This is a genomic window from Flavobacterium praedii (assembly GCF_026810365.1).
Taxonomy (GTDB): domain Bacteria; phylum Bacteroidota; class Bacteroidia; order Flavobacteriales; family Flavobacteriaceae; genus Flavobacterium; species Flavobacterium praedii.
The window spans coordinates 3820295-3832650 of record NZ_CP113948.1 but is presented as its reverse complement, the minus strand read 5'-3'; the positions used below and the strand labels follow the sequence as shown (position 1 = coordinate 3832650).

6 protein-coding genes are annotated in these 12356 nt (G+C 31.9%); 1 reads left to right on the top strand and 5 read right to left on the bottom strand.

The window, feature by feature from the left end:
* Nucleotides 1-55: 55 nt before the first annotated feature.
* The 4 genes from OYT91_RS16185 to OYT91_RS16170 form a co-directional block, all read right to left on the bottom strand.
* Nucleotides 56-1513, bottom strand: coding sequence for a glycoside hydrolase family 30 protein (locus OYT91_RS16185; RefSeq protein WP_269223899.1), 1458 nt, complete (start codon nucleotides 1511-1513; stop codon nucleotides 56-58).
* Nucleotides 1514-1648: 135 nt separating this feature from the next.
* Nucleotides 1649-2491 (bottom strand): endonuclease/exonuclease/phosphatase family protein, encoded by an 843-nt coding sequence (locus tag OYT91_RS16180; RefSeq protein ID WP_269223900.1) that lies wholly within the window; start codon nucleotides 2489-2491, stop codon nucleotides 1649-1651.
* Between the two features lie 589 nt (nucleotides 2492-3080).
* Nucleotides 3081-4649, bottom strand: a complete 1569-nt coding sequence (locus OYT91_RS16175) for a RagB/SusD family nutrient uptake outer membrane protein (RefSeq protein ID WP_269223901.1) — start codon at nucleotides 4647-4649, stop codon at nucleotides 3081-3083.
* 30 nt (nucleotides 4650-4679) lie between these two features.
* On the bottom strand, nucleotides 4680-7766 hold the full coding sequence (locus OYT91_RS16170; protein WP_281238763.1) for a SusC/RagA family TonB-linked outer membrane protein: 3087 nt from the start codon (nucleotides 7764-7766) through the stop codon (nucleotides 4680-4682).
* Between the two features lie 356 nt (nucleotides 7767-8122).
* Between OYT91_RS16170 and OYT91_RS16165 the strand changes: the two genes are divergently transcribed.
* Nucleotides 8123-10996 carry a triple tyrosine motif-containing protein gene (locus OYT91_RS16165; RefSeq protein WP_281238762.1) on the top strand — a complete coding sequence of 958 codons (2874 nt, stop codon included), beginning with the start codon at nucleotides 8123-8125 and terminating at the stop codon, nucleotides 10994-10996.
* 46 nt (nucleotides 10997-11042) lie between these two features.
* Here the strand turns inward: OYT91_RS16165 and OYT91_RS16160 are convergent, their stop codons facing one another.
* A complete protein-coding gene (locus OYT91_RS16160) occupies nucleotides 11043-12329 on the bottom strand; it encodes a UDP-N-acetylmuramoyl-tripeptide--D-alanyl-D-alanine ligase (RefSeq protein WP_281238761.1) in 1287 nt (428 codons plus the stop codon).
* Between the last annotated feature and the right edge of the window lie 27 nt (nucleotides 12330-12356).

The following is a 12356-nucleotide window of genomic DNA, read 5'->3' as shown; positions in this document are numbered from 1 at the left end:
ATGTGGCTAAATTTTTAATTTATTTGATTTTCGTACAGCAGGTTAATCTATTAATTTAATACACCAAAGTTTGAATGGCATTGGGTAAAATAGTAATTTGGGTGGCTTGGGTTCCTATGCACAAATTGTAAATTACGGTAGCCTCACTTTGATTCATAACAACCGTTACCATTTTTCCGTCTTTATTCAAAAATGAAGTGCTCAACAAACTGCTTCTGCTCACGGCAGTACTCACTCTTTTGGCTTCTGGACGAATGAATTTTGAAAAATGTCCAATATAGTAATACGATGGCGTATAAATTAATTCACCCGTTGTAGTGTCCGCATGAATGGGTGCAAAACAAAAATTACCTACATGATTGGGTCCGCCTTTTTCATCCAAAAGGATATTCCAATCAGTCCAACCCACAGTTCCGTTATTAAAATCATTTATCATTGAAGTTCCATAACGCTCACCATTAGCCCATAGTTGGTAGTTTTTAGCATCAAATTTTTCGATACATCCTTCGGTAAATATCAAGTTTTTATCAGGATATGCTTCATGTACTCTGGCTACATTATCAAACATTGGGGTACCTCCTGCCCAAGTTTCATACCAATGAAAACCCATTCCCCAAGCATATTTGGCCGCTTCTGGATCTCCAAAAATAGTATTGGCACGTTGCACCATCAAATCGCGATTGTGATCCCAAACTATTATTTTTTTAGCTCCTAAGCCTTCTTTTTTCATTGTTGGACCAAGAAAATTCTTCAAGAAATCCCGTTCAGCTTCAGCGGTAAACACACAGGATTCCCAAGTTTGAACTGCCATTGGCTCATTTTGAATTGAAATACCCCAAATCGGAATCCCTTCTTTTTCATAGGCTTTTACAAACTTGGTATAATACGTTGCCCAAGACTGGAAATACTCTGGCAAAAGTGTCCCACCTTTGAGCATGCCTTTATTACTTTTCATAAAAGCGGGAGGGCTCCATGGACTTGCATATAAAGTCATTTTTCCGCCAGCTGTCGCTGTTGCTTTTTTTATCAGTGGTATTTTAAATGCTCTATCATGTTCTATAGAAAATGTTTTCAATTCAGTATCGCCTTCCTTTATATAGGTATAACTCCCGGAAGCAAAATCCGAACTGTGAATTGTAGTTCGCATCAAAGAATACCCAATTCCCTTGTCCTGACTGTAATATGCATTCAAGAATTCTTGCTGTTTGTCACTCGATAATTTGGCAAAAACTTCGGCACTGGCATCCGTAATTGCACCTCCAATTCCCAGAAATGATTGAAACGTTTTGTCTGGATTTACAAATACCGAAATTTGCCTTTCAGTAGGTTGAATTAATTCTGAAAACGTTAGATCATCTGTTTTAGTCAATCTTAAATTAGTACTTTCGGCTGTCGTATAAACTGTAACCGTTTTACCATTTGTACTATACGATTGATTTTGTGATTTACTTTTTTGTTGTGCAAAAACAAAAAAAGTAGCTAATATTAATACTGTGGTATTTATTTTTTTCATTTTTTAGATATTTATTTTTTTAAAGATCCTTTGGTTGTAATTCTCTTGTTTTTTTATAATAATTAAGACTATTGATTGTTTTACGCATACCTTTCATCTATTTATCAATGCTACTTTAGCGATTAGTACTTTTAATCAGTTGTATATAATTTCGACAAAAACTGGAAAATGATCTGATGGGTATTTCAAATCTTTAGCATCCGATAAAACAGCATATTTATTGACTTTAACTTGGTTGCTTTTGGATAAAAAAATGTAATCAATCAAATGCGTTGTTGCTTCATTGTATTTAAAACCATTAAAAGTTCCATAAGGCCCGAAAGGTTTTTCTTTTGAAATTGTTTTAGCATCATTCATTTTGTTTTTTAATGCAACTATTCGATCTGCTTCGGGTTCTGAATTAAAATCGCCCATTAAAACAACTGGATATTTTTTGGTATTCAATTTTTCAATTCTAGAAAGAATAAGTTCTAATCCTTTGGTTCTGGCTACTTCACCCATATGATCCAAATGAGTATTAAAAACCCAAATCAACTTATTAGTTTGTTTATTTTTTAATAAAGCATACGAGCAAACTCTGTTGCAGGCAGCATCCCATCCCAAAGAAATGGTATCAGGAGTTCCAGACAACCAAAAAGTATTGGATTCTATCACCTTGAATTTTTCTGTGTTATAAAAAATATTAGATGATTCTCCTTTGCCAATTCCGTCTCTTCCTATTCCAATATAATTGTATTGTGACTGCGCTGTCGCGATATCCAATACTTGATTGGGTAATGCTTCTTGTACTCCAAAAACATCAGGTGCATAAAATTGAATCTGTCCATTTAAAAAATCCTTCCTATGCGCCCAGTCATTCTCTCCATCTGAGGTTACATCAAGACGTATATTATAGGTCATTATTTTTAGGGTTTGAGCATAGGTCATCAAACTTGACAAAACAAAGCAAACAACAATTAGATTATTTCTTTTAGACATATTTTTAAAATTTTATCTTTTATAAATTTACTACCTATTTCTGTATCAAATAATTTATAAAAAAAATATATACACTCTATCATAATCTACTTCAAAAAACAGAAGAAATAAAGTTTAAAACTACTTAACCAGTCTAAATACACACCATTACTATATTAACAATTAGTAAAAATCTTTATTTAAAAGAAAATTTATCTGAATTTATAAATACATAATTCAAAACATAATCAATATAAAACATTATAAATGATGTATGCCAATCTGCCTTATAAATATGGAATTCTGTCTTGCTTACTGCAAACAAATTACATTAAAAAATTATAGCTACATATATGCTTATTTTAGTACTATACTTTTTTATTACTTTATTTTATATACTAATTAAAAAATTATTATTTATTAAAAATGACCCATAATCACAAGAGAATGGGCCATTTTACTAACTCAAACATAACTTAACTTAACTTAACTTATTTTAAAAATACCATATGCCTTTTAGATTGAAACGCATAATATTTATCATTTCATTTAAAAAAAAGTAAATTAAAAGCAGTGTTATAAAAACACTGCTTTTAACCAATTAATCTAATTACCAACCAGGGTTTTGTACCATTAAATTATTGTTCTTTACTTCTGAATCTGGTATTGGAAACAAGTTATGTTTTTCTATAAAGTTTCCATTTTTAGCAAAGCCTTCGTTTTTCAATACAGCTGCAGCGTCTCCCCAACGAACTAAATCAAGAAATCTAGATCCTTCAAAAGCCAACTCCAATCTTCTCTCAGTCTTAATTCCATCCATTGTAATAACTTTGGCTGGTAAGTTTACTCTATTACGTACTTGATCGAAATAACCTTGGGCAACTCCAATATTGCCAGACAAAAAGTTTGCCTCAGCAGCCATTAATAAAACATCCGCATATCTAATTAATCTAATGTTTGTACCATAGTTCAATTCGTTAGTAGGTCCAGCAGTTTCAGTAACAAGTGTACCGTATTTAAGTCTAAAATAGCCTTCCATTCCCCAAACTGGGGGAGCGATTTTCCAGTCAATAATATTACCATCTTTATCTTTAGCTGTTACCCAATCCCCTCCTTGAGCTCTAAGCTCATCAACGGATAAGATTGACGCCTTTCTTCTAACTAAATCGCCTTCAGCATCATACGCCTGACCCATTTTTGCCGTTGGGTAATTGAATCCCCAACCACCTGCAAGTCCAGAAGTTCCACTTATTAAGTAATCTGCTCTAGGTCCCATCAATTGCCAGTTAATTTGATTTTCCATAGCTCGGCTTCCTCCCCATTGGAAATTCCCCCAATCATTTTTGGTAGTTTCACTATAACCAATTTCAAATAAAGATTCTACACCATATTCCTGCTCTTTTAGGAATAACTTTGAGTAATCTACAAGCAAAGAGTATTGGTTTGATTTAATTACTTCATCAAATGCCTTAGCTGATTCTACATACTTCTTTTGAAATAAATATGCTTTCCCCTTTAAAGCCCAAGCAGCACCCTGAGACATTCTAAAGCGCATTGCTGCAGCATATTCGCTCTTTTTAGGCAAGTTTGGAATCGCTTCATCTAAATCTTTATGTATCTGAGCATATACTTCCTCAGGAGTAGATTTTGCCATTGCATAATCAGTTCCTTTAGGCTGTGTCAATCTTAAAGGCACTCCTCCCCACATTGAAACCAATTCAAAGAAAAAGTAAGCTCTAAGAGCCTTAGCTTCAGCTATCATTTTTACTTTTACTGGAGAATCTCCCGCAGCAGTAGCAGAATTAATAATTACATTAGCTCTCATTATACCAAAATACATTCCTTGATATGAGTGTGCAATTGCAGCGTTTTCTGGTGTATAAGAGAAGTTGTCCAATTCTTGATATGGAGGCTGATCTGTTTTATCACCACCTCCTGCAAATGATTCATCAGAAGGAAACGACTTTACCACATACATTGAGTTCCAGTCTGTAGCATAAGCCCATTGTAAAACATCATAACATGCAAAAAGCCCTTCTTCTAATTCTTGATCCGTTTTAAAATAATCATCTGCTGCTAGAACACCATAAATTGGTTTATCTAAGAAATCTTTTTCACAAGCTGTTAGCATCAAGGCTAAGCCTGCAATAACTGATAATTTATAAATTAATTTTTTCATTGTTATATAATTATAGTAATTGTCGTAAAATTAAAATGTTACTGATAAGCCAGACATAAAACGGCTAGCTGTAGGGTACAAACCTCTGTCAATACCCTGAGAGTTGTTGTTAAAACTTCCTACTTCTGGATCAATTCCTTTGTATTTAGTGAAAGTAAAGTAATCATCTAACGACAAATATAGTCTTAGGCTAGTCATACCCAATCTTTTGATTAATTCTGGTTTTAAATTATAACCCAATTGAATTTGTTTAATTTTCACATAAGAAGCATCTTGAACCATTAAATCACTTGTGTAAGTGTAAGGGTCATTACTAGATGCTCTTGGGAAACTATTAGTACTCCCTTCTCCAGTCCATCTGTCATTATAAAAGAAAGAAGGACGATTACTGTATGCAAGGTCAGTTCTAGCTAATGCCATAAAATTTTCACCACCAAATGAACCTTGTAAGAACAATTTAAAATCAAAACCTTTGTATGCTAAATCAATAGTAGTTGCAATCATAAAATCTGGATGAGGATCACCAATGTACGTTTTATCACTAGTATTGATGTCACCATCACCATTTGTATCAACAACAATTGCGTCTCCAGGTGCAGGGTTATAAGCTGTAACATGACCTAAGCTTGCTTTATAAGCGTCAACTTCTGCCTGGTTTTGGTAAATCCCATTTGTTTTAAATCCTCTATAGTACCAAACTGGCTGACCTAATTCAAAAACAGTAACAGTTCCCAATGTTGGAAGCGCAGCTCCATCAACTCTAGTAAGTAACGGATTTAAATAAGTAACTTCATTTTTCATGGTAGTCATATTCAGGTTAATTCCATAACTGAAATCATTCTTTTGTTCTCTCCAACCTACTTCAAATTCCAATCCTTTATTAGTCACATCTCCTGCATTTGCAAATGGAGCAGAATAACCTGTTGATAAAGGAGGTGATGAAGGAGTCAATAAATCTTTAGTCACTTTGTTGTAATAGTCAAAACCAAATGTTAATCTGTTGCCTAAAGCTCTTAAATCAAATCCAAAATCAGTTTGCTCAGTTGTTTCCCAAGTTATATCTTCATTTGGCAAGGCTTTAAGCTCAGCAACAGGACGCATAACTCCATCGGCATCAGGGTATTTTAAACCATCTTTTGTTACAAGAGCTCTCCATTGTCCCGCAGCGATATTAGCCGTTGAACCATTTTGACCCCAAGAAGCTCTCAACTTTAATTGATTTACCGCTTCAATACCCCAAAAAGATTCATTTGATATCACCCATCCAGCAGATACCGCTGGGAAGTAACCTGAGCGCTTATCCGGTGCAAAAAGTGAAGAATTGTCATTTCTCAAAGAAGCTTGAAACAAATATTTGTTATCATAAGAATAAGTGATACGTCCAAAATATGAATTCATTGACGAGGGATATTTATTACCAGCAACGGTCCCTGTTACAGGAGTTTCACCAACTGTAGACCAGTTGTCGCCTTCTTTAATCATACCATTGGTAGAAGTATTTAAATAACTAGATTCTGAGTCTTGAGCAGACATCCCCAACATAGCAGAAAATTCATGCTTATCAATTGTTTTGCTGTATGTAGCAAAGTTCTCCCAAAGCCAAGTTTTAAACTGCGACTGATTAAATGTTTTTGTATTTATATTAGATGTTTTTTGTGAATTCCACCAGAATTTTGGATTCCAATCCTCAAAATTTGTAAAACGCTGTTCAATACCATAACGTGTTGTAAAAACAAAACCATCAAAAGGTTTGATATTAGCATACACATTTCCAATAATCTTAGTTTCTGTATTAAGTCCATTATCAATTGCAATTTGACCAATTGGGTTTGCTATTTCGTTTCCGACATACTGAGAAAGACCATAATATTCTCCATTTTCTGTCTTAGCCAAAGGATATCCAGCCGCTATTGCAGTCTGTACATGTTGTGGGAGTACACTACCGTTAGGATAATAAACAGGAGTTAATGGATCCATAAGCATAGCATGATTCATGATTCCACCGAAACTATCATCTTCCGTAAAAGATTTACGCTTATTTACTGAATAAGAAAAGTTTTCACCAGCTTCAAAATACTTACTCACTTTATGATTCGAGTTAACTCTGAAAGTAGTACGATTGAAGTTACTTTTATTTCCACCAAAAAGTCCGTCTTGAGTAAAATAATTTCCGGAAACCATAAATGTAGATACCTCATTCCCTCCAGATATCTGAAGCGAATTATGCATCATAGGAGCAGCATCTTCAGCAGTTTCATTAACCCAGTTTGTTCCTTCTTTACCTGCCCATTCTCCCACGTTTGGATGAGTTCCAGCAGGATTAGTTTCATTAATCCAATGAACATATTCATCAGCATTCATCACATCTAATTTTGTTCTTAAAGATTGAAAACCAAGTTGTGAACTAAATGCTACATTCATAGATCCAGATTTACCTTTTTTAGTTGTTATCATAACAACCCCATTACCACCATCGGCTCCATAAATAGCTGCCGAAGCAGCATCTTTTAAAATTTCCATCTTCTCGATATCATTTGGATCTAAGTAATCAATGTTACTTGTACGCATTCCATCAACAACATAAATAGGATCAGAATTACCATTTGAACCTGCACCACGAATACGAATCTTAGCACCAGCTCCTGGAGCACCAGATTGAGGCAAAACAGTAACACCAGCAGTTTGGCCTTGTAATGCTTGAGAAGTTAATGCAACAGATAAATGAGCAATCTGATCGGACTTAATTGAAGATATTGCTCCAGTTACAACGCTCTTCTTTTGAGTACCATAACCAACAACTATAACTTCCTGTAGGTCTTGAGTAGAAGAATACATTTTAATCTGTAATTCTGTTTGACCATTGATTGACGATTCAACGGGTTTGTATCCAATAAAAGTAATAGTCAAAACTCCATCTTTTGGAGCCTTTATTCGAAATCCTCCATCAAAGTCTGAAGCTACAGAAGTTGTTGTTCCTTTTAAAACTATGGTTGCCCCTGGTATAGGAGCTCCTTTGTCATCAATGATTTTTCCGTTTATTGTAGTATCCTGAGCATACCCATAAAACGAGAATAAAATTGATGAAACACAAAAAATAAATGTTTTTAATAATTTCATTTTTCTGATTATTTTGGTTAATTAATTAGTTATTTAATGCAATAATAAGCCTTTAATTTTCATATTAACATTTTAAAACTACTACAAAAACACATCAATAACGATATAGTGATATTACAAAAACACATCATAATATTTTTAAAACACTATTAATCATATATTTAAATATTAATTTACTCTAGTTAAAAAAATATTAATTTAAAAATACCACTACATTTAATATAATTTAAATACTTTAGCTGTAAATCACATAATTATACAGAATTCTGTACTAAATATTTCCTAAAAAGGTCAAATAAAAGATCTGATTGAATTAACTAATACCATTAAAACACATAATCTAAGAAAAAAATTAAATGAAACTCAATAGACTCTTAACCTTTCTTATAATAATCTACTCTCCAATTGCAATAATAGGGCAGGTAAAAAAAATTGGTCTACCACTCATTAAAAATTACAGTAGAATTGAATATAAAGGAGGGACTCAAAACTGGACTATTGATCAAGATAAAACAGGTAATTTATATTTTGCAAATAATGAAGGTATCCTCCAGTTTGACGGATCAATTTGGAATAAATACAAAGCAAAAAATTTAGATGCAATTAAATGTTTAAAAGTAGATCCATCAGGAAAAATCTATGTGGGCTGCTATAATGAGTTTGGTTTCTTTAAATCCAATTCAAAAGGAAAACTAGAATACTTTTCTATTTCTAAATATTTAGACAAAAAAAAACGTAATTCGATGGATTTTATATGGAGAATACATCTTTTTAATGATGAAGTTGTTTTCCAATCCTTTGATGCTATTTACATTTATAAGAACAATAAAATTAAAATCATTAATGCTCCTAAAAAGTTTCAATTTTCGTTTCTAATTAATGGTAGGCTTTTTATTCAGGATTTTAACTATGGCCTACTTGAATACAAAGACGGGATAATAAAAATGCTCAAGGGAACTGATAAACTAAACAATTCTGAAGTTTGGGGTATGGCAGAAATGTCAAAAAATAAATTTCTGATTGCTACACTTGATAAAGGTCTATTCCTATTCGAAAATAATCAAATAAAACCCTGGAATACTGAAGCCAATATCTTTATTTTAAAAAATGGGTCATTAGGATGTATTTTATACAAAAAAAAATACTTGATTATCAATTCTGTACTAGAAGGTATAATTGTGAGTGACTTAAATGGAAATATTATCCAACATATTAATAGAAACAAAGGATTACAAAACAACACAGTGCTAACTTCTTTTATTGACAATGAAAATAATCTTTGGCTTGGTTTAGACAATGGTATCGCGTATGTGAATGAAAATTCATTTCTAACGTATTATGGAAATAGTAATAATTTAGGTACTGTTTACTCGTCTGTGGCACATAAAGGAATTTTATATGTCGCTACCAATCAAGGTGTTTTCACCCATCCATGGAGTACTGATTTCAAAGAAAATTCTTTTAAACTTATAGAAGGAACTACTTCCCAAGCATGGAATGTTCAAATTTTAAATGATGAAATTTTATGTTCAAGTAATAGAGGGGCCTTATTATTACAAAACGGCAAAATGGTTCGTAATTTAGACCCCAAAGGGTATTTTGGTATCAAAACTATCCCCAACCACCCCAATTTATATTTAGGAGCGCTTTATAATGGCTTTTCTATCTTCGAAAAGACCAAAAACGGAATCGTATTTAGAAATACAATTCAAGGAGTAAACAAATCATCAAATACTTTCGAAATTGACAATGATATTATATGGTTAAAAAAATATGAATTCATATATCAAATTAAATTAAGTCCTGATTTGCGAAATGTAAAATCAATTCATGTTTTCAGAAGATTCTCAAAAACCAACCCTGGAATAGGGAGTCTACAAAAAATAAACAACAAAATATATTTTCAATCCAATACTATATTTTACAATTTTAATTCCGAGAAAAATACATTTATTGAAGACAAATCAATAACAGATTTATTTAAATCAACCCCAAAAGTAAAAGAAATCACAGAAGATAAGAATGGAAATTTGTGGTACATTTTCAATAAATCAGTTGGTGTTTTAATTAAAAAAGGACCCTATAAATACATAGACATAATTGCACCTTTATCTAACCTGTCCGGAAATTTAGTGCCCGATTTCTCTTCGATAAACACTATAGACTCTAGAAACACATTTATAGGATTGATAGATGGCTTAGCACATTATGACTCTTCAATCGAAAATAGTAAAGTGGATAAACCAAAAGCATGCATACGAAGCTTTTCGTATCCTAGCGACACTATTTATTTTGGAAATGGAATCAACCAAAATAAAGAATTTAAATTACCATATGCCTCAAATCAAGTAAAATTTACTTTTTCGTCACCTTCATATGAAAATTTAGAAAATTTAGAATTTTCCTATCAACTTGAAAATTTTGACAAAAATTGGAGCAATTGGTCAAACAATACGATAAAGGAATATACAAATCTAAAAGAAGGAAACTACAAATTGAACGTAAAAGTGAGAAACAATGCAAGCGTTCAATCTGACGTATCCTCTATATCATTTAGAATCTATCCACCTTGGTACAGACATTCATTAGCATACTTGTTTTACTTACTAATCGTTGTCGCTATTGTGTACTATATTCGATTTAGAATAAAAATAAAAATAAGAAAAAACAAGTATTTTGAAAAGTTAGAACAAAGAAGATTATACTTAGAAAAAGAAACAAAAATAAAACAAGAACAATACGAACTTGAAAAAGAAATAGAAAAACTTGAAAATGAAAAACTACAAATTAAAATCCTATCCAAGGATAAAGAACTAGTTAACAACACCTTGCAAGTAGTCAAAAAAAACAAAACACTCAACGGGATTATTCAAAAATTAAAAGATATTGATACAAATTCATTTGACGAAAATACCAAAGCTCAATTTACTAAATTAAACAGAAGCATCACCAAAGAGGTCAATACCGACAAAAGTTGGAAAGGTCTTGAAAAACATTTGAAAAATGTTCATTTTGATTTTCTAAAAAAACTAAAAGAAAAACATCCAACTATCTCACCAAGAGAAATGGACTTGTCAACCTATTTATTAATGAATATGTCAACAAAAGAAATAGCAGAGTTCATGAATATCTCAACCGGAGGAGTAGAATTAGCCAGATATCGGTTAAGAAAAAAATTAGAATTAAATCAAAAAGAGAATTTAATTGGATACTTAATGAGTATCAAATAAAAATAAAACTCCTTCATTTTTAATTTTGAAGGAGTTTTATTTTAAATTAGTTTATAAAGTCTAAAGTTCGTTCTAAAGCCATTCCTCTAGAACCTTTAATAAGAATCATATTAGTATCAAATTTAAATTCCTTTATAAAAATAGAAAAGGCTTCAAAAGTTTCAAAGAAAAAGAAATTTGGTTTATCAATTTTATTTTGATAAAAATCCTTACCAATAAAATAACAATCAATCTCGACTTGATGTTTTAATAAATCGACAACAAATTTATGTTCTACTAAACTCTCTGTGCCTAACTCAAACATATCGCCTAGAAATGCAATTTTATTTTTTTTGTTAAGCAAGATAAAATTTTCAATTGCCACCTTCATACTACTAGGATTAGCATTGTAAGCGTCTAATATAATTTCATTAGTACCTTTTGTTATTAATTGCGATCTATTATTTTCCGGAATGTAACTTTCTAACGCTTGTTTTATAGCTACATCTTCAACCCCAAAATATTTTCCTATTGTTACTGCTGCATTAATATTATTAGCATTATACAAACCAATCAAATGAGTAGTAATAATCTGTCCTGAATATGATATTACTACAAATGGGTTAGCCTCAATCGTAGAAATATTAACATTTGCATTCACTTTATTCACACCAAAAGAAAAATTGTTCAACACTTTTGATTTTTCCAATTGAATAGGGTCTTCCAAATTGACAAAAGCCATTTTATCTTCTCCTAAAAGATACTGATACATTTCACTTTTCCCTTTTATAACCCCTTCAACTCCTCCAAACCCCTCAAGGTGTGCTTTGCCAAAATTGGTAATATAACCATAATCAGGTTGAGCTATTCCACAAAGAAACTCGATTTCTTTCTGATGATTCGCTCCCATTTCAACAATTCCAATTTCGGTCTCACCATTAAATGAAAGTAATGTTAATGGTACTCCAATATGGTTGTTAAGATTTCCAACGGTGGCTTTTGTTTTAAATTTTTTAGAAAGTACAACATTAATCAATTCTTTAGTTGTTGTTTTTCCATTACTTCCAGTAAGAGCAATAATAGGTAAATTTAAATATGTCCTATGAAATTTAGCTAACTCCTGTAAAGCTACAAGACTGTCTTCAACCAAAATAGTTCGATTATCAATATAAAAAGCTTTGTTGTCAATTATAACATACGAAGCTCCTTTATCTAATGCTTCTTTGGCAAAAGTATTGGCATCAAAATTATCTCCTTTAATTGCTACAAAAAAGGAATTCGATTCAATTTTACGCGTATCAATCGAAATTGAACTACACTTTAAAAACAAGCTATGAATGTATTTAATATCCATTTAAAAATAGTTTAAAAAATAAAAGCC